Source organism: Paenibacillus guangzhouensis (assembly GCF_009363075.1).
Lineage (GTDB): Bacteria > Bacillota > Bacilli > Paenibacillales > Paenibacillaceae > Paenibacillus_K > Paenibacillus_K guangzhouensis.
Genome location: NZ_CP045293.1, coordinates 1402572 through 1424396 on the forward strand (window position 1 = coordinate 1402572; position 21825 = coordinate 1424396).

General features: G+C 44.4%; 24 protein-coding genes. 15 read left to right on the forward strand and 9 right to left on the reverse strand.

Going from position 1 to position 21825, the window contains the following annotated elements; genetic code table 11:
• Positions 1–84 precede the first annotated feature (84 nt).
• A complete protein-coding gene (locus GCU39_RS06240) occupies positions 85–816 on the forward strand; it encodes a sigma-70 family RNA polymerase sigma factor (RefSeq protein WP_152392721.1) in 732 nt (243 codons plus the stop codon).
• Positions 817–929: 113 nt separating this feature from the next.
• Here the strand turns inward: GCU39_RS06240 and GCU39_RS06245 are convergent, their stop codons facing one another.
• A complete protein-coding gene (locus tag GCU39_RS06245) occupies positions 930–1109 on the reverse strand; it encodes a hypothetical protein (protein ID WP_152392722.1) in 180 nt (59 codons plus the stop codon).
• Between the two features lie 190 nt (positions 1110–1299).
• A complete protein-coding gene (locus tag GCU39_RS06250; protein ID WP_152392723.1) occupies positions 1300–1989 on the reverse strand; it encodes a Crp/Fnr family transcriptional regulator in 690 nt (229 codons plus the stop codon).
• Positions 1990–2069: 80 nt separating this feature from the next.
• Between GCU39_RS06250 and GCU39_RS06255 the strand changes: the two genes are divergently transcribed.
• A complete protein-coding gene (locus GCU39_RS06255) occupies positions 2070–2849 on the forward strand; it encodes an HAD-IIB family hydrolase (RefSeq protein ID WP_152392724.1) in 780 nt (259 codons plus the stop codon).
• Between the two features lie 77 nt (positions 2850–2926).
• Here GCU39_RS06255 and GCU39_RS06260 read toward each other — a convergent pair whose 3' ends face one another.
• The gene (locus GCU39_RS06260) at positions 2927–3562 is read right to left on the reverse strand and encodes a LysE family transporter (protein WP_152392725.1); all 636 of its coding nucleotides are present in this window, start codon (positions 3560–3562) and stop codon (positions 2927–2929) included.
• Positions 3563–3828: 266 nt separating this feature from the next.
• Here GCU39_RS06260 and GCU39_RS06265 point away from each other — a divergent pair, with 266 nt between their 5' ends.
• A complete protein-coding gene (locus GCU39_RS06265) occupies positions 3829–4740 on the forward strand; it encodes an AraC family transcriptional regulator (RefSeq protein WP_152392726.1) in 912 nt (303 codons plus the stop codon).
• 205 nt (positions 4741–4945) lie between these two features.
• Here GCU39_RS06265 and GCU39_RS06270 read toward each other — a convergent pair whose 3' ends face one another.
• Complete coding sequence (locus GCU39_RS06270) at positions 4946–5164, reverse strand: hypothetical protein (protein ID WP_152392727.1); 219 nt, start codon at positions 5162–5164, stop codon at positions 4946–4948.
• A 14-nt stretch (positions 5165–5178) separates the two neighbouring features.
• Between GCU39_RS06270 and GCU39_RS06275 the strand changes: the two genes are divergently transcribed.
• The 4 genes from GCU39_RS06275 (at position 5179) to GCU39_RS06290 (ending at position 8697) form a co-directional block, all read left to right on the forward strand.
• On the forward strand, positions 5179–5601 hold the full coding sequence (locus GCU39_RS06275; RefSeq protein WP_152392728.1) for a hypothetical protein: 423 nt from the start codon (positions 5179–5181) through the stop codon (positions 5599–5601).
• Positions 5602–5826: 225 nt separating this feature from the next.
• Positions 5827–7191: an alkaline phosphatase gene (locus GCU39_RS06280; RefSeq protein ID WP_152392729.1), complete on the forward strand. Its 1365-nt coding sequence runs from the start codon at positions 5827–5829 to the stop codon at positions 7189–7191.
• Positions 7192–7385: 194 nt separating this feature from the next.
• On the forward strand, positions 7386–7916 hold the full coding sequence (locus GCU39_RS06285; protein ID WP_152392730.1) for a pyridoxamine 5'-phosphate oxidase family protein: 531 nt from the start codon (positions 7386–7388) through the stop codon (positions 7914–7916).
• Positions 7917–7953: 37 nt separating this feature from the next.
• Positions 7954–8697: a YggS family pyridoxal phosphate-dependent enzyme gene (locus tag GCU39_RS06290; protein ID WP_152392731.1), complete on the forward strand. Its 744-nt coding sequence runs from the start codon at positions 7954–7956 to the stop codon at positions 8695–8697.
• Positions 8698–8735: 38 nt separating this feature from the next.
• Here GCU39_RS06290 and pdxR read toward each other — a convergent pair whose 3' ends face one another.
• Positions 8736–10169 (reverse strand): MocR-like pyridoxine biosynthesis transcription factor PdxR, encoded by a 1434-nt coding sequence (pdxR, locus tag GCU39_RS06295; protein WP_152392732.1) that lies wholly within the window; start codon positions 10167–10169, stop codon positions 8736–8738.
• A 167-nt stretch (positions 10170–10336) separates the two neighbouring features.
• On the opposite strand from pdxR, the gene GCU39_RS06300 reads away from it, so the two are divergent.
• The 3 genes from GCU39_RS06300 to GCU39_RS06310 all read left to right on the forward strand — a co-directional run bounded on the left by GCU39_RS06300 (position 10337) and on the right by GCU39_RS06310 (position 14290).
• Positions 10337–11581: a serine hydroxymethyltransferase gene (locus tag GCU39_RS06300; RefSeq protein ID WP_152392733.1), complete on the forward strand. Its 1245-nt coding sequence runs from the start codon at positions 10337–10339 to the stop codon at positions 11579–11581.
• A gap of 243 nt (positions 11582–11824) precedes the next feature.
• The gene (locus GCU39_RS06305; RefSeq protein ID WP_152392734.1) at positions 11825–13126 is read left to right on the forward strand and encodes a GntP family permease; all 1302 of its coding nucleotides are present in this window, start codon (positions 11825–11827) and stop codon (positions 13124–13126) included.
• A 21-nt stretch (positions 13127–13147) separates the two neighbouring features.
• On the forward strand, positions 13148–14290 hold the full coding sequence (locus GCU39_RS06310; protein ID WP_152392735.1) for a glycerate kinase family protein: 1143 nt from the start codon (positions 13148–13150) through the stop codon (positions 14288–14290).
• Between the two features lie 68 nt (positions 14291–14358).
• Here the strand turns inward: GCU39_RS06310 and GCU39_RS31795 are convergent, their stop codons facing one another.
• Positions 14359–14994, reverse strand: a complete 636-nt coding sequence (locus GCU39_RS31795) for a PucR family transcriptional regulator (protein ID WP_227793459.1) — start codon at positions 14992–14994, stop codon at positions 14359–14361.
• A gap of 31 nt (positions 14995–15025) precedes the next feature.
• A complete protein-coding gene (locus GCU39_RS31800) occupies positions 15026–15388 on the reverse strand; it encodes a sugar diacid recognition domain-containing protein (protein ID WP_227793460.1) in 363 nt (120 codons plus the stop codon).
• Between the two features lie 579 nt (positions 15389–15967).
• On the opposite strand from GCU39_RS31800, the gene GCU39_RS06320 reads away from it, so the two are divergent.
• From GCU39_RS06320 to GCU39_RS06340, 5 genes are all read left to right on the forward strand, one after another.
• Positions 15968–16471 (forward strand): NUDIX domain-containing protein, encoded by a 504-nt coding sequence (locus tag GCU39_RS06320; RefSeq protein ID WP_152392736.1) that lies wholly within the window; start codon positions 15968–15970, stop codon positions 16469–16471.
• A gap of 824 nt (positions 16472–17295) precedes the next feature.
• Entirely contained in the window at positions 17296–17685 is a 390-nt protein-coding gene (locus GCU39_RS06325) for an ASCH domain-containing protein (protein WP_152392737.1), read from the forward strand.
• A gap of 132 nt (positions 17686–17817) precedes the next feature.
• Complete coding sequence (locus GCU39_RS06330) at positions 17818–18276, forward strand: ParB N-terminal domain-containing protein (RefSeq protein ID WP_152392738.1); 459 nt, start codon at positions 17818–17820, stop codon at positions 18274–18276.
• A gap of 55 nt (positions 18277–18331) precedes the next feature.
• The gene (locus GCU39_RS06335) at positions 18332–18760 is read left to right on the forward strand and encodes a VOC family protein (protein ID WP_152397110.1); all 429 of its coding nucleotides are present in this window, start codon (positions 18332–18334) and stop codon (positions 18758–18760) included.
• Positions 18732–19589 (forward strand): alpha/beta hydrolase family protein, encoded by an 858-nt coding sequence (locus GCU39_RS06340; RefSeq protein ID WP_152392739.1) that lies wholly within the window; start codon positions 18732–18734, stop codon positions 19587–19589. Before GCU39_RS06335 ends, GCU39_RS06340 begins: the two co-directional genes overlap by 29 nt.
• 151 nt (positions 19590–19740) lie before the next feature.
• Here GCU39_RS06340 and GCU39_RS06345 read toward each other — a convergent pair whose 3' ends face one another.
• Both GCU39_RS06345 and GCU39_RS06350 read right to left on the reverse strand, forming a co-directional pair.
• Positions 19741–20931 (reverse strand): hypothetical protein, encoded by a 1191-nt coding sequence (locus GCU39_RS06345; protein ID WP_152392740.1) that lies wholly within the window; start codon positions 20929–20931, stop codon positions 19741–19743.
• A complete protein-coding gene (locus tag GCU39_RS06350; protein WP_193726786.1) occupies positions 20919–21770 on the reverse strand; it encodes a helix-turn-helix transcriptional regulator in 852 nt (283 codons plus the stop codon). The genes GCU39_RS06345 and GCU39_RS06350 overlap by 13 nt, the downstream gene beginning before the upstream one ends.
• Positions 21771–21825 lie beyond the last annotated feature (55 nt).

Below are 21825 nucleotides of genomic sequence, written 5' to 3' on the forward strand. Positions count from 1 at the left end.
CCAGTAAAATTACCGTGTGTCAGAATCATCACTAATATTCCTAGAAAAAGTGGCATTTTACTTCTAATTGCGAATGGTAATTCGATGGGGGGGATCGTGCTGGATGTCATAGCAAAGCTGGATCCTTATTTACCGGGATTAAGAGTTTATTGCCGTTCGCTTGCCGGGAACGAGTGGGATGCAGAAGATTTGGTACAGGATGTGCTAACGAAAACGTTGAATTCGATTTGGCGATCACCCGAACGGCCGATTAGTCGGGCTTTCTTGTATCGGATTGCAAAGAACGCTTGGATTGATCAATGCAGGGCAGAGCAGAAGCGGCGCAGAGATACAACTTTCGACGAGGATTACCATCAGCCTGCCCCCGTTGCCATAAACGAATGGTTAGCCCGAGAGTTGCTAGAACAGTTGGCCGTTTCGCTGAATCCAAGGCAGATGGTGCTCATTATCTTGATCGATGTTTTCTCCTTTAGCGCGGCAGAGTCTGCTGCGCTATTACACATGACGGAAGGCGCAGTGAAGGAAGGGCTTAAACGCGCACGCCGACGCTTGCGATCCTTCGTAGGAGAGAATGGAGAGGTCAACGCCGATTCTACAAATCAGAAGAGACTTGGTGGCGGGGAAATGACCACATCTCTTTTTGAAACATTCTTGGAAGGATTTCGGAGAGGGGACGCCGGGATGATCTGCCGTGCATACCTCAATTTAGCTGCTCAAGGCGTCACGCTCGAGAAAGTATCCTTTGAAGAAGGCCGATATTCGTTCACAATTCGGGATCCTGATGGCCATTTGATCGAATTTTTCCAGACGATTTAGCGATACCCGTTTCTTTTATACGTTTGTATGGAATTTTAAAAAGGGTGTTTCTCCTCATCACAAGATGATCAGAGACACCCTCTTGGCTGTTGCGATCGAGTCTCAAAACTAACTCACGGAATGACCGCTACATTTGCATTCCCTATTAAATCCTGATAAGCAAGGTAGACACCGATGATTCCAGAAATAAGAAGCAAAATAGCTGAAAAAAATGCTAACTGATTATTTCTTTGTGTTGATGATATGGATTTAGGTGCCATTTGCGTAGTCGATGGTATTGGATTTTGTGGCATGAACGAATTTTTCCTCCTTTTTCAATAAACTACAATACCTCGAAATCTGAAGACATTCGCTTACTTTTATGTATAGTATGCCTATATAACGCATTTGGTACATCTACCCAACTTGACTGCTCCATTTTTTCATTACATCTTAAATGAAGTGAGTGAAGCATATGTCAATCAGCTTGCTAAATGTATGGGGCTAGTCGTATCTTACGCCATTCGAGATTCGATCCAGCTCATCCCAATCCAATATCTTGATTCCATTCTTGCTCTTGGAAATAATTCCAAGGCGTGAAAGCTTGTGAACTAGCCGATTGATGTGTCGTGGTGTTGTTCCGACGATGGCAGCGATCTCGGCTGTATGCGTCGTGTGAAGTTCCTTACCGAATTCCTTGGGAAGGCCGGTAGAAAGAAGGTAGGTCGCAAACCTTTCTTCCACCGATGTCAATAGATTCACGCGGGATGCTGCTGTGCAGGTCTGAAGTTTATAAGCCATATGTCGGAGCAGTTCATTGAGGAAAAGGGGATCTTCCATCAAATACTGCTTGACTTCTCGGATCGGAATGAACAAAAACGAGCAGGGCTCGATGGCCTCTACCCGGGACTGCACCGCCACATGTTGGATCAACTCAATGTCGCCGAAGATCGAGACGGGATGGCAGAACCGGAGCAGAAGAGATTTCCCAGTTTCCAGACTGGAAGACACCCTTGACTGTCCATCAACTTGAATATATATTCCGTCCAGCATGTCACCTTCGGAGAGGATCGTCTCATTGTCATCGTAGGTACGAATTTGGAAGTTCAACGTTGCTATGCTGCTGAACATTTGATCCAAATGATGCATGGTAATATAGGTTTGGATTTGTTCGGGATCAAGATGTGTTTTCATAAAATCCTCCTGAGTGGACATCGGTCCTTTTTATTATAAAGCAATTTGCTATCATTAGAAAAACAAGAGGAGGAATCAAGATGAAATTCGTGTTTGATCTGGATGGAACGATCTGCTACAAAGGAAAACCGCTAAGCCTGAACATGGTCGATTGCCTTGACCGCCTTGCTCATGAAGGACATGAGCTGATTTTTGCTTCGGCAAGGCCGATACGTGATCTATTGCCCGTACTGCCCGATCATCTCCGGCACTGCTCCTTGGTTGGAGGAAATGGAGGATTTGTACAGCGAGAAGGCCGCTTGTTGTCTGTTTCTTATCTGGAAAAGAATATCGCCGACCATCTCTTGCAGCTCATACGAAAATATGAAGCTACATATTTGATCGACAGTGACTGGGATTATTGTTATACAGGAACTTCTGACCACCCGATACGCCAAAACCTGGACCCGTCTAACACGGCTCGAAACCTTGCGCTGAACGAGTTATCTGGGATGGTCAAAATCGTCATTCTGCAAAGCACGAATTTCGATCGCTTGTACGCGGAGCTCGGTGCATTGCCTGTAGCTATTTACTTGCATGGGAACGAGAAAATCATTGATATCAGCCCGAAAGGAATCGATAAATGGACAGGACTGCAGAAGCTGGGTGTTCAGTGTGATCAATTCGTTGCTTTTGGGAACGATGCTAACGACGTACCGATGTTCGAGCGAGCCTATCGCTCCGTATGCGTGGGGAATCATGCAAGGCTTCTAACCGTGTCGACCGATTGCGTTGCGTGCGAAGAAGGCGCGGTAATAAGGAAGATCGAGGAGATGGCAGCAATCTTGCGGCTGGAACGTGATCAAGCTCTAGTAAGATAGAATTCTTGAATCTACTGACAAAGAAAGAGTTCGCTGCCTGCGAACTCCTTCTTTGTCACGGCCATTATGGCCTATAATTATGAAATATATGGCCACAACGCCAAGATGAACTCATAGACGAAGTAGATCGAAAATCCGATCAGCAGAATTCCCGCAACGACGGAAACGGCCCGAATCATTTTACGGCTCATGACCTTACGCGTGATGGAAACGAGGGATAGCAAGCCAAGATCATGGACCAGGATGCCGCTTAATACACCAATCGCTGCAATCGCGAACCCACCTTTGCTCGCTGAGGTATAGGACTCGGAAAGAACCGCGCCAAAAACGGATACCCAGAAGACGAGGTTACCGGGCGATACGGCCACCAGCAAGCCATTCCGATATGTGCTCCAGAACGATTTCTTTGTTTTTTCGTCGGCTGGCGTAATGTCTTTGTCCGCGTTTTTGATCGAATCGTAACCCAGAAAAGCGAGAAAACCTGCTCCTGCGATCCAAAGCGGAATCTGAATGTATGGAAGAGAGAGGATGGAAGCAAACCCCAAAACCATCAAGATAATCAACGCAAAGTCGATCGTCATTCCGCCGAGCCCCACAGCCCAGCCGTGAATGAAGCCGTTTTTCAGGCCTTGTTTGATCATTTCGACCGTTATCGCACCGACCGGTAGGGCAATAGCAAGACCGATCAAGAAGTATTTCAAATAAATCTCCATGATAGTATCCTTTCATTCTATGTACTTTTAAAAACACGTAAAAACGATTCTAATATAATTCATGAGCGAAGGCAACCATTACTATTAATGTCAAACTTCTGTAATAAGTTGATAATTGAACCGCTTCCCGATGTAATTGTTGAAGAAATCTCATCTCTTGAATATGCTTATAGTAGAACTTTTCAATCATCTGATATTTTGTTGCATGGAAAATCAGGCGGCTTGATCTACCGCATGATATGCTCCTTTTGAAAGGAGGGATCGCCATGGATTGGCTTGAGCGTATGAACCATGCGATTGATTATATTGAAGACAACTTAGAAAATAATATAGATTATGATGAGATTGCTAGAATTGCTTTATGTTCTGTTTATCAATTTCAACGTATGTTTTCATTTGTACTTGAAATACCTTTATCAGAATATATCAGGCGCAGGAGGCTTACGCTTGCCGCCTTTGATTTAAAAAACAGAAATAATAAAGTGACAGATATCGCCTTAAAATACGGATATGAATCACCCGAATCGTTTTCACGAGCATTTCAAAATCTGCATGGCATGACTCCTACATTAGCGCGCAATGCCGGAAGTCAGCTAAAAGCCTATCCTCGCATCTCCTTTCAAATTACATTAAAAGGAGTTGTAGGGATGAATTATCGGATTGAGCAACGAGATGCTTTTCAAGTTTTTGGAATTGAGGATATATACAATATTGACGATATTGCGAACCAACAAGGCGTATCGATCCCAGAGGTTTGGCAGAACATATGCAAGAATGGTGAGTTTGATAGATTACGCCAGTCGGTCACTGGGGATTGGTGGAGCGAAGGCCATTTCAGCAAGGAACTTGGAGCTGTTTTTGCATACGATTCCTACAAATTCACAAGCAATACCACGTTCCCTTATCTAATCGGGTGTTACAAATCGGAGAATAGCAAGGCCCACGGATATACGGTTGTTGATGTTCCAGCATCGACTTGGGCGGTATTTTCAACGTTACATGATGGGAATGGCAGCGGCAACTACGATTTGCGCTCATTAAAAAATCGGATATTTTCTGAATGGCTGCAAACATCAAATTATAATATTTTAGATGGCGGAAATTTCGAAATGTATTGTACAAATAAAGACGGTTATGCGTATTGTGAGTTATGGTATCGAATTGAGGAAAAGAACTGACGACAAACCTAGTATTTCTATACGAAACGAAGAAGGAGCTGCCGCGGCAGCTCCTTTTGACATCCACACCATGGTTAGTTTGGTTAGCATGACTATTTGGCCGTGCTGGGTGCAGCTTCTGGAATACGGTCGGCGTGGGTAGACGGAGTCTCGCCGATTGGTCGAATGTGCCGAAGTCGCGTAACGGCAAGAACCATGATAACAATCATGATGGCGCCGCTGGCAGCTGCAACAACGTGCATCCCGCTCGTAAAGACTTCACCCCATTGAGCAAGGTCTTGCCGACTTGTTCAGATAGACCTTCCGATATAGCCGTGGCACCCGCCAAGCTGTCGCGGGAAGCTTGGACCGCGGACGCCGGTGAGTCAGTGGGAATAGCGTTTGCTACTTGGTTACGATATACGACCGTGTCGATGCTGCCCAAGACTGCGATACCCAGTGCGAAAGCGAATTCACCGCAGGTCTGCAGGCATTCCTGCCATTCTGATCGTAGATCTAGATGCAGAGCGTGTTAAAGTTACCTTGCCAATACCCGAAGAGGGAACGAAAGAGATTCATATATTAAGCCAAATAGCCGGCTTCCCTGTAGAGTTTACCCGAGTGGAGCGCATCAAAGCCGAAAGCGTACGGGTTGAAGTAAAGACTCATTTTGATGCTGAGAAGCCGAGATCGTTGCAAAATTACATGCTCTTTTCGAAGGAGTGCACTGGCATGTCCTACAGTTCAAAATTGAACGAGAAGACAAGGACGGTCGAAAGTGAATGGTTGAGCGTCGATCCTGGCCAGAAAGATATAACCTTCTATATCGGAGAGCCGCAAATCGTCGTGAAAGGTCCCTGGATTCTGAACGATCTAATATAAAACTGGGAAGACGCTATCGTCTTACTTTACGTGTTGGGCAGGCTGCCAAAGCCTGCTTATTTTTTTAGCTAATGGAATTTTCATTCGGATTTACTCGTAGAAGAACATCATCGCGTTACCACTGTTTAACTCAAGTATTTACATTCGTTTTACGCCATGATGATATTCTCCTAATAATGATATTTTAATATTCTAGTAAGCTGTTAACTACGAAGGAGGTACATTATGTTTAAGAAAATATCTAAAAAAGTCATTCCTTTCGCTGTCGTGTCATCGCTGGCGATTTCTGCAATGGTAGCGGGTGCTGCACCAAGTTCAGCAGATCCTAAAAAAGAAGATAATAAACAGGTTAAAAATGTTATATTCCTTATCGGTGATGGCATGGGGCTATCCTATACATCTGCTTATCGCTATATGAAAGATGATCCTAAGACACCGATCAAAGAAAAAACAGAATTCGATAAATATTTTGTGGGAACACAAATGACATATCCTGAGGACGAACATCAGAATATTACCGATTCCGCATCTGCCGCAACGGCCATGTCTGCAGGCGTAAAAACATACAATGCCGCAATCGCTGTTGATAATGACTTTACAGAAGTGAAGACGGTTCTAGAGGCAGCGAAAGAAAAAGGAAAGTCTACCGGTTTGGTAGCTACATCTGAAATCACGCATGCAACACCAGCCGCTTACGGAGCACATGACATCAATCGCAAGAACATGGATGCCATTGCAGATGATTACTTCGACCAACTCATCAATAAGAATCATAAAATCGATGTCATGCTGGGTGGCGGTTTGAACAATTTTGTACGTAAAGACAGAAATCTAACAGAAGAATTCAAAAAAGCCGGATACAGCTATGTGACAGATCGTGAAAGCTTATTGAAGGACACGAATAGCCAAGTTCTCGGATTATTCGCGCCAGGCGGATTGGATAAAATGATTGACCGCAACGAAAAGACTCCTTCCCTACAAGAGATGACGAAAGCGGCTATCCAACGTCTCAGTAAAAATAAAAACGGATTTTTCTTGATGGTCGAAGGCAGCCAAATCGATTGGGCAGGTCATGATAATGATGTTGTTGCATCCATGAGCGAGATGGCCGATTTCGAGAAGGCATTCAAAGAAGCGATTGATTTTGCTGTGAAAGATGGAAACACGTTAGTTGTTGCGACAGCTGACCATTCCACCGGTGGATTCTCGATTGGCGCCAATGGTATCTACAATTTTGATGTAGCTCCGATTAAAGCTGCTAAACGTACGCCAGATTTCATGGCAGCAGAAATTCTTGCCGGTGCAACGGTTGAAGAAACATTGAAAAAATATATTGATTTGCAGCTGACAGAGGAAGAAATCAAATCCGTTAAAGATGCAGCGGCTACCAAAGATCAAACGAAGACGGACAATGCGATCGAAGCCATCTTTAATACGCGTTCCTATACGGGCTGGACAACTGGCGGCCATACGGGAGAAGATGTACCGGTCTATGCATTTGGGCCAGGGAAAGAGAAGTTCGCCGGACTTATCGATAACACGGATAATGCAAAAGTCATTTTCAATATCATTGAAGGAAAAAACAAGTAAGCTGTTCATGAAGTCGTGATCAAATCTCTAGACTTATTTAAACGAAGCGGATCTTTCCAACGGCGTTGGGAGACCGCTTTGTTTTTTTGTGACCAGTTATGGATTGCCTCAATCATGCAGTTATGGACCTTCTTATTCAATCCAATGGCTGATACACTTGCTTAAAATACTTCAATACTATAGGAGCGATAACAATGGATGGTGTGCGTTACAAGATAAGAGAAGTGTTGGACCAGAGCAAGATTGATGCATTTCTGCAGCAAGCTCGAATCGGACATCTGGGAATGGTCGATGGTCAACTGCCGTATGTTGTTCCACTCAATTTTGTGTGGATGAACGGGAAACTTTATTTCCATGGAGCTTCCAGTGGGAGAAGAAATCAAGTTATGAATGCGAATCCGGAAGTCTGTTTTACGGTTTGTGAAGAATATGGAACGATTACGGACCCAGTGCCAGCCAAGACGGACACCGCATATATGAGTGTAATCATTTTTGGGAAGGCACAGCCCATCGCAGATCTAGATGAAGCTACATATATGTTACAAGCCATGATAGATAAGTATGTGCCTAATTATTATCAACGGCCGTTATCCCAGCAGCATGTAGACAAATATCGGTCAGCAGTATTCGGTGGCCCGGTACAGGTGTATCGAATCGATCCGCATCATATCACTGCGAAAGAAAATCCGATTGACGAAGAGAAAATGTTCAAACCTCGGAAATGATGGATGTATAAGATGGGGTAGAAAGAGGGTAGGAGACATGAGTCAATGCGTTGAGGAGAATCTAAGAGCCGTAAGACGGCAGATGGAAATGGCTTGCCAAGTCTCTGGGCGGAAAATCGAAGACGTGCAATTGCTGTTGGCGACCAAAACCGTACCGCTTGAAAAATTACAATTGGCTATTCAAGCGGGTGAGACGTTATTTGGGGAAAACAAGTCGCAAGAGCTTCGGGACAAATTTCCTCTTATGAATCAATATAAGCAGGTCGAATGGCATTTTATCGGACATCTGCAGACGAATAAAGTGAAGGACGTTGTCAAATATGTGACGCTCATTCATTCCGTGGACCGTCTGAAATTGGGGCAGGCGCTGCACCAACAACTCCTTAAAGAGAATAAGACCATGGATATTCTGGTACAAATCAACACGTCCTATGAGACTAGTAAATTTGGGACTCCGCCTGAAACGGCAATGGAGCTTGTGGAACAATTATCCCAGTTCGAAACGCTTAACGTAAAAGGCTTGATGACGATTGGTAAACTCCATGCCACAAACGAAGAGACCCGGCAATGCTTCCGATTATTAAAATCTATCCAGACACAAATCAGAGAGAAAAACATTCCGCGGGTAGAAATGAATATTCTCTCGATGGGCATGTCAGGTGATTTCAAGGTCGCGATCGAAGAAGGAGCCACCATCATTCGCGTAGGGACAAGCATATTTGGCCAACGTGAATTACCGGACAGCTATTACTGGAATGAAAACAATCGGTTGGACGATTAGGAGAGTCAGGTTTTTGATCAACATCCGATGGGATTCTACTACGATAAAAGCAATCGTGCTAGACGTTGGATGCCTTCTTCAATGGCTGCCTCATCTACTTTTGCAAAACCTAGGACCCATCCTTTTCGTTCGCTCTCCACACAATATCTGCTAAGCGGATACACGCGGACGCCATGTTCGAGCGCTGATTTCGTTACGGTCTCTTCATCGATCGATGTATCAGCCTCAAGTAGCATATGCAATCCCGTCTCCACACCGCTTAACGTGAAGCCTTCACTGAGACCGGTCGCAATGATGGCTTTCGTCATCGCTTCGTGTCTGCGCCGATAGATATTTCGAACTCGTCTCATATGGCGCATGAAATGACCATGCTCGATGAAATGCGCAAGCGTTAATTGTTCCATGATCGGAAGATGACGATACGTTAATTCATGGACTTGAGCAAGTTGACGAATGGCCTCTTGGGGACCAACGATGGCCGAGATCCGAATCCCAGGGGCAACCATTTTGGAAAAACTCATCATATACAATGTGTTCTGTGGCTGCTGACTGAACAAGGTTGGAAGCGGGTCGCCGCGATACCGAAATTCGCTGTCGTAATCATCCTCAACAACCCAGAACCGATGTTCAGCGGCCATGTGTAATAATTGCTGCCTGCGAGGCTCCGACATAATGACGCCAACCGCACACTGGTGCGAAGGGGTAACAAAGACAAGGTTGGATTGAGGGTGAATGCAATCTACGCACAGCCCGTATTCGTCGACCGGAACAGAGACGACTTGCATGCGCCGATTTTTCATCGCCATCCAGGCAGCAGGGAAACCGGGATCTTCAACTGAAATCGTTGCTCCGTCCTGTAGAAGGGCTTGAGCTATCAGGTCGATGCTATGTTGTGCGCCTGACGTTATGATGATTTGATCGGTATTCACATGAACGCCCCGTTCGAGTGACAAGTAACGCTGAATCTGTTCCCGCAGCGGCAGGAATCCATAGGGGTTGCCGTATGACCAATGATCCAGCTCTGTTGATACGGAGGCTTGTAAAAACGATCGCCGCCAAATCTGTTGAAATTGTTCATCTATATAGGGTTCATGCGGACTAAAATCGATCTCCACTTCTTGGTGTACTCGGTCTCCGAACCAACTGTGTAAATGGCCGATGGCATCGTTTAGTAAAGGCAAATCGGGAAGTACCGGTCCATGGGTCGCTGTATCCAATGAAGGACGAGTCGCGTAAGTCCAATCGCTAACTCTGGTCCCGCCTCGACGAGACGTTATGGTGTACCCGCGGCTGAATAACTCCTCATACACAATCTGTATGGTTGAACGAGACACGCCGATCAGCTGAGCCAGTTCACGAGATGGGAGCAGCAATTCGCCTGGCGGCCATTTTCCAGTTGTAATATTATGTATTGCTTGGTCTAGAAGTTGCTGCCAGATGGGACGGTCGTCGTCACGGTTTACGGTTAGCATGCATTCACCTCTAATGCTTCGAATGGATTTATGGATTGCCTACTATGATGATTGATGAATATTTATCAGCAATCCAATGATTGCTATACTACATGACAATCTATGCAATTGCAACACAAGAGAAGACATCAGATTTCTTGAATATGCGGACAGAAAGGAAGCTGTAAATGTACCATTTAGAACAACAAGATCAAGCCGTTGCGAAATCTATTCGGCAAGAACTTGAACGGCAGCGGAATACAATCGAGCTAATTGCGTCCGAGAACTTTGTCAGCAGGGCAGTCATGGAAGCTACAGGGACAGTACTGACCAACAAATACGCTGAAGGGTATCCAGGAAGAAGATATTATGGCGGATGTCCGTATGTCGATCAGATCGAGGAGCTTGCCATTCGACGTGTCAAAGCGCTTTTTGGTGCTGATCATGCCAATGTACAACCTCACGCCGGCGCACAGGCGAATATGGCGGTTTATTTTGCATCCATTCAGCCTGGTGATACAATATTGGGCATGAATTTATCCCATGGCGGGCATCTTACACACGGGAGTCCGGTCAATTTTTCAGGGAGGTTCTACAATTTTGTTCCTTATGGCGTCGATGCTCATACGGGGCGCATTGACTTTGACCAAGTACGAAAACTCGCGCATAAGCATCTTCCGCGTATGATTGTTGCTGGCGCCAGTGCCTATCCAAGAACAATCGAATTTGAGTTGTTCGCCCAAATTGCAGACGAAGTGGGGGCTCTCTTCTTCGTGGATATGGCACATATTGCGGGTATTGTCGCAGCAGGGTTGCACCCTAATCCGGTGCCTCACGCACATTTTGTTACGACGACAACGCATAAAACATTACGGGGACCAAGAGGCGGAGTCATCATGTGCCGTAAACCATGGGCGCAAGCCGTGGATAAAGCGATATTCCCCGGGTCACAAGGCGGTCCGCTAATGCATATCATCGCAGCGAAAGCCGTTGCGCTAAGCGAAGCAATGCAGCCTGAATTCCGAACGTATATGGAAAAAACACTCGAGAATGCGAACGTATTGGCGGAAACGCTAATGAATGAAGGATTAACCGTCGTATCGGGTGGTACAGATAATCATATTGTTTTGGTTGATTTGCGCACGATTGGACTAACGGGCATAGAGGCTGAATCTATACTTGATGAAGTAGGGATTACGGCGAATAAAAACACCATTCCCCATGATACGGCAAGCCCATTAGTAACGAGTGGGATTCGCTTCGGGACACCGGCGATGACCTCAAGAGGACTAGGGCCGATGGAAATGAGAGAAATCGGAAGGCTAATAGGACTTGCCTTTAAAAATCCCTTAAGTTCGATCGTTAAAGGTCAAATATCGGAAAGGGTACGTCATATAACGTCTCAATTTCCTCTATATGAAGAAACTCAATAGAGTGATAGCCTATCGGACGAGTCGATTAGACTCGTCTCTTTCTATTATTTACGAAAAGATGCGTATTTTTTGATCGTCATCGGGCATGTATAGAATGTGAGGGTAAACGGTATCACCACTTGACTTTCACTCATTTGTTATTGTTCAAATGCACAATACATTTCGTTCTTTGATCAATATAATTCTATCGAGCGGGATATTATACTGAAAGCGTATTCAACAAATGCATAGGAGGAACGACAGATGGAAGGACTAACAATCAGTTGGATTGGGGCTCTCGCAGGACTTGCAATCGCGATCATTTTGATATTAAGAAAGCTCAATCCCGTGTATGCACTCTTTGCAGGCGCCATTGTTGGGGCGTTAATCGGTGGAGCAAATCTAGAACAAACGGTGAATGTGCTTGTAAGCGGTACACAAAGTGTCATGGGTACGGTCATTCGTGTGCTTGCAGCTGGCGTATTGGCAGGGGTTATGATGGAATCAGGTGCGGCCGAGACCATTGCGCAAGCGATCGTTAAGAAGTTCGGTGGCAGCAAAGCCATTCTAGCTCTTGCTCTCGCGACGATGATCATTACTGCTGTAGGGGTATTTATTCCGGTTGCCGTATTGATCGTAGCCCCAATTGCACTATCCGTTGGGAATAAAATGGGCATTTCAAAAATTGCTTTATTGCTCGCTTTGTCAGGCGGGGGGAAAGCGGGGAATATTATTTCGCCGAATCCAAATACCATTGCAGCCGCACGCGGATTCAACTTGGAACTTAGCGATGTCATGCTGGCAGGCTTCATTCCAGCAGTTTGTGGTCTAATTGTCACCGTCATTGTCGCTTCGCTGTTAAAAAATAAAGGGGTTAAGGTGACCGATGAAGAAGCAGTAGATAACAATAAAGAGATTGATAGTTCGAAATATCCAACATTAGGAAAAGCTATCGTGGGTCCGTTAGTTGCTGTAATTCTGCTCATGATCAACCCGATTGGTTCGATCGCAGGGATCGATGTCTTGGCTCGTTTTAAAGTCGATGCGATGTACATTCTACCGATTGCTGCCATTATCGGCATGCTAGCGATGGGTCAAGGGAGCAAAATTCTTCAATATACAGCTTCGGGGATTAACAAAATGACGGCAACCGTATTAATCTTGATCGGTGCGGGTGGAATCGCTGGACTTATATCGGCATCCGATCTATCTACACAGGTTGTAAGCTTGATTGAAGCATCGGGTATCTCGGGTACCTTCTTGGCACCGATTGCAGGGATCCTGATGGCAGCTGCGACAGCGTCTACATCGACAGGGGTTATTCTCGCGACGGGTTCGTTCGGACAAGCCATCCTAGGTATGGGTACCGCACCGCTTGCTGCATCCGTTATGGTACACACCGGTGCTACTGTCATCGATTCCTTGCCGCAAGGCAACTACTTCCATGTGACGGCGGGAAGCATGAAAATGTCGATTAAACAACGGATGGGACTTATTCCGTACGAAGCCATTGTGGGTGGAACAATGACGATCGTAGCGACAATCATTTATGGATTTTTATTCTAAAATTACGTATGGGGTGAGAAGATGAGAGAGACGACATTTGTATTAGCTCCAGATTCATTTAAAGAGAGCATGACGGCCAAAGAAGTATGTATTGCGATGGAAAAAGGAATACGTAAAGCATATCCCGAAGCTAACTATATCCATGTGCCAATGGCAGATGGCGGGGAAGGGACGGTACAATCTCTTGTCGATGCTTCAGGCGGAGAGATTTACTATAAAGAAGTAACAGGGCCGCTCGGACAGAAGGTTACAGCAAAGTACGGTATTCTAGGGGATGGCGAGACTGCTGCCATTGAGATGGCTTCTGCCAGTGGGATCCACTATGTGACGAAAGAGATGAGGAATCCGTTGATCACGACGACCTTCGGAACGGGTGAGTTAATTCGAGAATGTCTCGATAAAGGCATTAACAAAATCATTATTGGTATCGGCGGCAGCGCTACGAATGATGGTGGGACAGGGATGGCTGAAGCGCTCGGCGCGAAGTTCCTTGATGCAGAAGGCCATCAACTGCCTTGCGGCGGAGGGAGTCTCGACAAGTTAGCGAAGGTGGATGTTACTGGATTGGATGAGCGCCTCAAGTATGTGAGCTTGATTGTTGCTTGTGACGTAACCAATCCACTCTGCGGAGAGCAAGGTGCATCGCATGTGTTCGGTCCGCAGAAGGGGGCTACACCGGAAATGGTGCGACAACTGGATATGAATCTTGCACATTACGCAGAAGTTGTGAAGCATCAATTGCACAAGGATGTACGAGATGTTCCTGGCGCTGGTGCTGCGGGTGGATTAGGTGCAGGCCTCTTAATCTTCACACAAGCGACGCTCCAGAAAGGAATCGAAATCGTGATTGAATACACGGGGCTCAAAGCGAAACTCTCGAGTGCAGATTATGTATTCACAGGAGAAGGCGGAATCGATTTCCAGACGAAGTTCGGCAAGACGCCTTACGGGGTAGCGAGAACAGCGAAAGAAGCAGGTAAAAAAGTCATCGCGGTCGCCGGATATATCGGCGAAGGAATCGAGACCTTGTATGCGGAAGGGATTGACGCGGTATTCGGCATCGTTCCAGGTGCGAGCGAGCTAGACAAAGTACTGGCAGAGGGGCAGCAGAACGTTGAACGTACATGTGAGAATATCGCAAGACTGCTCCGGTTAAGCGAGTAAGGTATGAGATAAGATCGAAAAAGCCTCGGCAGCATGTGCTTCGAGGCTTTTGTAGTCTTTTCATACAGCTATCTATAGAAGGAAAGCAGGCTATGCGTCAGTTCGAAGAGCTGTAAGACATTCCGTGGATCTTTGCCGGTGCGGTCGTGAATACGCTTCAAACGGTACTGCAGCGTATTGCGATGAATGTTCAGCTCGGCAGCTGTAGCAGAGACGCTGCAGTCATGGTTAATAAAGCACTGCAGAGTTTCCAACATATCCGGAATATCTTCTAACTTACTTATGACATTGGCCTTATCGAGGGGCTGCATTTCACTTAATCGAATCAGAAACGCAACTTCTTCATACGTCGTCACACGAGACGGTAAGTTTAGGGCGGCCATCACTTGCATAGTCGATTTGGCTTGGTGATAACTCCTGCCAATATTGCTCTCGAAGTTCCCGATGGCGATGGCACCTAGCTGTTGATTCCGCAGGAGGGATTGGACGACCTGGTCTATGTTGGTTTGATTTTGAATCAGCAGGATATACGTGCCTTCTTCGATCAGAAAGGTAGGATACAGCAGCATCAATTTGGACTTTTCGTGCTCTAAATCCATATCTTTGATGTATAAAATCGTTGTTTTGAGATGCAAATCGATTTGATATACAGCCGCTTCTTTACGCAACTTTTGTGTGTAGACACCGTGATGGCTGAGAAGCACTTCGAGGAAAGCTTTTTTACGTTCCGCTTCGTTATGCAGAATTTTTGAGTGCAGTTCCTTGCTCAATGAGTAGCGATACGGTCGTTCGTACAAGATTACAGAATGGGCGAACTTCATCCGGGTTTCCGGTTATGCCAATCACACCAACGCGCTTATGATCAATCACAATGGGTTCATTCGTCCCTTTTTTCTCATTTCTTCCATCCGTCCATACCTCAATCATCTTCCCTGTAGCCAGTGCCTTTACTGCGCCTTGATGAATCGTGCCGACCCTGCGTCGGTTCCCACTGCCAATGATAACCCCTTGATCATTCATAATATTAATGTTGTAAGGAATATCTTGCATCATTTTATCGACGATTTCTTGTGCCGTGTGTTCAGATAGTTGGAACAATTCAAGGTTCACTCCTTTGTGCTCTAAGATGCGATCATCCATCAAATCTGAATTGTGAAAGGATGAACTTAATTGTGCAATTGAACGACGTTATGGTGATCATTATACAGGAAGAGGGATAGGAGTCCAAAAGACAAATCGCATATATATGTCTCACGAGCGACAACAATTACGTTTGAGGATTGTTATACACATCAGGTGGTTATCCTCATGCGTATGAATGACACTAATGCAGAATAAATGATGCGGGTAATGTTTGATTATATATGAATACGACCTTTATTGGACTCACGATATGTATATATAATTTGAGCAGGCAACATTTTCCCGTAGTCCGCCAAATCTGAGCGAATTGACGTAGTTACTATTTTTTTCTAATTGATCCCGATAGTGGGCGTATTTATGTGCCAATGAATAAGGCTGCCTGTTTAATGGGCAGCCTTGTTGTGCGAAAGGGCAGGATAGTATTACTGATTTCACGAATATTCTAATTATGGGGTTATTTGCAAAGTTCTCAAATAAGACGTTATGCGAAAGTGATGTATTTACAAAACAGTGTATAGGGGAAGATTATTCTAGATGATTCGAAATACAGTAAGAGCGCTGATTATTCAGGATGATAAGCTTTTATTAATTAAGAAAAAGAGACCGAATATTGGCCTTTATTATGTACTACCTGGAGGAGCTCAAGAATCGAACGAAACATTAGAACAGGCACTTATTCGTGAATGTATAGAAGAACTGGGTATTGAAATATCGAGTAGTAATTTAATTTGTGTAAGGGAATATATATCTCGCAATCATGAATACTCTTTCATTTTGAAGGAAGTTCATACTATTGATTTTATTTATGAGTGTAACATTCAATTTCTTAATAATGAATTAAGAAGCTTAAAAGCTGATATTGGGCAGGTCGGGATTGAATGGTTACCAATTAATGAAATTAAGAAGACAATATATGAACCAGAAGAATCATTAGAGTCATATAAATTCCCTAGAACAACCTATGAATTCTTTAAAGAATATTTTTCAGATCAATTAATAGAACTATATTCTGGGAAGATATTTGAGAGTATCCCATAGAAGACATAACCATCTCATACAGCGCATACGCGCTTTAAGCCTCTCGGGCTCGAGAATGCAGAAACGTTATATGAAACTCCCGAAGTGCTCAATAGAAATTAATTTCGAGGAGGAGATATCTCATTTTCAATAGGATCAAAGACTCGACGACTTAAATACGAATCAGAATTAATCAAACCAATTTTTTTCATACTGCAGGATGAAAAAGAAGTTTTTGAAGATTATTGGCAAGCAAGGACTGAAGCTTATGAATTGAAAACAGAGGAAGATATCCATAATGTTTTAAATTATACAAAAAAGAAACTAAATGAGTTATCAAATTATTTTAATACCGTTAAGTTCCATAAGGGATCAAAGGATGTATTATTTTTCTATACAAACTATGTTGATCACTTATTGAAATATCATCAGAATAAATTTGATATGAGGTACCATATGCAATATATGTTTTTTTATAGTGAATTACTCTTGGGATCACAGAGGTATCTAACAATCAAGAGCGAATTAAGGGAAATTGAAGGTGAATTTGAGGAAGACGAGAGCATCACTTAAAATTTATTCATGCATCGGGGCCAACGTCCCTTGGTCCGACAGAAGTTAGAGGTTGAATTGGAGAGGAATTTCAGTAGCAAGGAAGTTAATTCATCGGATCCGCACCACCTAATCGCGTCGTAGCCAATCGCATGCGCTCCTTTATGGTGGTGGAGCGTCATGAACACCACAACGTTATTAGGAATACTCGAACTAATTCATACAACGCACATTGAAATTAATTAAATTAAATCTAAGTGAAAAATTGAACTTGTCTTTTTGAGGTGAGATAAATGAAAAAGATAATATTTTGGGGTAGGGACGAGAACGATGATAGTCTTTTAAATGAGGTGATTTCAGGGCTGAAAACAGTTACTTGCACACCGAAAATCTGGTACTTTGATAATCCAGAAGAAGAGCCAACTGTTATTGGCGATTCCGTAGCAGTATTCGATGGAAGAGGAAATCATAGATGTACAATAGAGATTACAGAAAACTATGAGATTCCTTATGGTCTAGTTGATGATAGAATTGCTCAGGGCGAAAATTGTTCTTCTATTCAAGAGTTTTATAAAGACCATAATTTTTGCTGGGAACAGCCTATGCTCAATGAAGGTTTAAGTTTAACAGAAGAAACAATAATCGTAGTAGAACATTTTAAATTAATTTCGATAGTGAAGTAACAATAAGTAACGAATAGTACAGACTTGATTAGCGAATTCATGATGTCAAGTACTTCTGATAACAGCACATTCACGCATCGGGGCTGACATCCCTTAAACGAGAACAGCAAATAAATACGAGAGGAGTTTATCATGTCGATATTTACTTTGAAATCAGCAATGGAGTTTGCTTCAAATAATGAAATAGAAACATGGGTTCATCTTTTTTTGAACGGCGAAGGGGATAATGTTGGATTATCAAATGGACTTAAAATGAAAACAAGATACTGGCTAGGACCAATAGAAATTGAAACAAGATTTCTCGATAGGGTTGTCGGACCTGAATTAAATATGGAATATGTCGAAGATGAAGATTGGTGGAATTACAACATGAATGAAATATGTAATCGATTAGCAGATGGCTGGGACATGCCTCCATTAATTGCTGAAAACAGAAATGGATCCTTAAGTGTTAGAGATGGGAATCATCGATTAGGTGCATTGCAAAAGTTAAATATTGATAAATGCTATCTAATAATTTGGGGTGACAATGGGGTAGACGATATTTTAATAGCCTTAGAAAAACATATAAAGTCTAAACAAAATTTGTGAAAAATCATTTAGGATTGTTGGAAAGATTATAATATTCATTTTGGAGGGCATGAAATTGATTTTTGAAATGACTACGCAAGTTCGGGTATCTAACATTAGAGAGGGACAAAAGTGGTATGAAACACTTTTAAATAGGAAGCCTGATTTTATACCACATGAAGGGTTTGCAGAGTGGGAACTAATTCCTGGATGTTGGTTGCAGGTTGCAGAAGGAATACCTACTGAAGGCAATGGACCATTACGTTTGGGAACAACGAATATTGAAGCTGAGAAAGATAGACTCTTAGAAGTGTTAGAAATGGATGATTTTGAAATATACTCAAGACCAGAGGTTCCAGTCAAATGGGGAACATTTACAGATCCTTGGGGAAATCGACTTGGATTTTTTGAGTACTTGGATAAGAGCGAAGAACAAGAACGTGTTAAGATGATTATTGGAAAGGGAGTGGAGGGAAATGAAAACCAAATCAAGGATAGAATATGACCGTTCCTTGCCATTCGGTTTTGAGGAACTATCATCTATTAGGAAAGATGAGTATACGATCAAAGATGTATCTTATTTAAGTCCACTTGGTGGAAAAGTACCCGCCTATTACGTTGTTCCAAATGGAGAAGGTCCTTTTCCAGCAGTTATTTTTATGCATCCAGGCCAAGGCAATAAGACAACGTTTTTATACGAAGCGGAGGATCTAGCCTCGAGAGGTATAATCTCCCTATTAATTGATGCGCCTTCTAACAGAAATCCCCTCCGACAAGCGTTATCCGAAGAACAACAACTAGCACTGATCATGGAGGAGATCGTTGATGTTGAGAAATACATTCAGATCGTAGTAGATCTCCAAAGAGGTATTGATTTACTTGTTACGTTAGAAAATGTTGACGCTAACCGTCTTATGTATATTGGACATAGTCTAGGGGCTACTTGGGGAGGGGTGCTTGCCGGAGTTGAAAAACGCCTTAAGGCATATGTTCTAATGGCTGGCTTGTCTAGTGTATCGGAGTGGCATAAATCAAGTGATCATCCATTTTCGACTTTTATTCGTCATCATTTAACGCGTGAACGGTTCGATCAATTTATATCTGCATTAGAGTATTTAGACGCTATTCATTACATTAAGAATGCTTCTCCAGCGTCTCTATATTTTCAATTTGTTCAAGATGACGTTTTTGTATCAAGAAATCAAGCGGAGGGGTACTCTCATGCTGCTAGTTTGCCGAAAAAAATTGCTTGGTACGAAACAGATCATCATTTCACCAATTGCGATGCTGCATATCAAGATCGATTGCAATGGATTATTCGGGAGCTAAAATAACCCTTAAGGAGTCACTATGGATATTTCATTACGCTCAGTTCGGTATAATGTGGATGTTGTCGGTACATAGGGTTGTCAATCTGGTGTGACAGCAATATGTACCGATTGTCATTCTTGAATGGGGAAGTATAAACCTTTTACGGATCTTAGATTATAGTGCCGCCACTATCTTCTTCAGACATTCAAGACCTGATTCTTCAAGTATCTTCGCTTGTCGGATCTGGGTGGCTACCTTGGCCAATCGTTCAGGCTGCATGTAATGATCGTCGCTCTTACCTTCGAAAGGGAGAAGATCCGCTGCTACCTGCAGGTGAGTGAAAATGTCCCGGTAGATCGATCCGGCCTTACGTAAGTGTGCCGCAGGCGCGCCGCCGATTCGCGTCGCTGCTTCTTCAAGGAACGATGCGGCGTGCTTTCTGCATTCTGCCCAGCATTGTCCTGCATACGACAAGGCGAAAATATTGGGAGAAGCTTCTTCCACCGCTCGTATCCAAAATTCATAGGCGCTGAGTCCGGCTTGATACGGCGGCTGCACCCATTTTCGCGGCCCGGTCGCATGCTCGATCGCAAAGGCAAGGGCTTCCTTCACGACGTCCCTCGGTTCCGAGCTTCTACCCGGTTCCACCCAATACATCTCTAGTAGTCCGATGTGCATCGTTCCTAACATCTGATAAGGCGTTAATGCGGGACCCTCATTCTGCAATATGATCATGTCCCCTTGGTCGGAGATGATCTCACGAACGCCGCCGTTAAGAACCATCCGGAGGTTCCCCCTTAATATGTATCCCCGTTCGGCGGCAAGTGCGATTAGCAACGCGTTCGTCTCGTCATTCTCGAGGGAGACGTAACCCTCATCGCCGTATGCAGACAGCCGTTCCTTGATCGCAGGCGGCATAATAAAATTTCGATCTAGATTACCGTCGGAATCGTTGTCGGCACCATAGCCGGTAAACAAATAGCTATTGTGTTCATACCCATAGACGACATAGTACTCCGGTACGGCAAGATTATACCCGTAGCAGGGATAACCACGATCGATGGCGTGCTTCGTGTTCTCCCATGCCATCTGCTGTTTGGACGTAAAATCGTCATCTGTCATGAACCCGTAGATGCCATTCACCGTAAATCCAAGATTGTTGCACAAATGCATCATCGGCCCTTGATACCAAGGAGCTCCCGCCCCGAAGCCTTGTTCGTCCATGGTCAGGATGAAGGCCGCCCCTGATCCGCCGAATAGCCAAGCATCCGACATCTCGATGCCCAAATAGTCGCTGCATCCTTTCAAGCAGCCGAGTTGTGAATTCCAATACGCTTTCATTTGCAATCCTTTTAATCTTGCCATGATGATCCTCCCGTATGAATTGGTGTCGGACTTTCGGTCCGCCTCATATCTATGGTAACGGGAGGCGTATGACATATCGTGTCATCGTGAAGGTGGGCTTGAAGTTTTTTCTCTAGCAGATTTAAGTAAAGGTTGCGCAGCCACTTGGGCGATACGACGGTCATTTGGATGGGGCTCGCGAATAATACAGACAGCAATCGATATGGGTCATAGTATTCCACACGGAAGAGGTCATCAGCGACACACTCGAAACGGAACGGATACGTGTCTGCGTACGAAGGAGAACTTAGCCGGATATACGCGATATTGGCTTCGTTGGCAAGCTCGGGTACGATCTCTGCTTGCTTGAGCAGCGGAGTCAGATCATATCGTATATCCGTGAGGCGAGCGCCCAGTATGCCGGTAAGCGTGAAGAAACGGATCTGTCTGCCAGGTTCGCAACATCCGACGACGAAGTTCTCGTTGTTGTACGAATAGATGCGATAAGGGGAGAGACGGATGCTTCTTGCGTTCCCCAGGTCGTCGGCATATCGGATGTCGACTTTCAGACGGCTGGTAATCGCGGATTGCACCGTATCGAACATACTGAGCTCCGCCGGGTCAATCGGGAATAACGGTAGAGCAATATCTGTTTCCACGCTCTCGCCGTTGTCTACGAGTCTTCGAAACAGTCTAGAGAGATGCCGCGCGTGTTCCGATTCAAGCTGTGCATATTGCTTTGCTAAATAGGATAGCCCTTGACGCTCGACGTCCGTCATCATTATATGGCCGAGGACGAATGAATCCTGCGTATAATAGTAACCTTTGCGTTCGCGGCAATATTCGATCGGGGCTCCCATCGAATCGCGCAAATATTCGACGTCCCTTGCTGCTTGCCTACGGCTAATGCAGAAT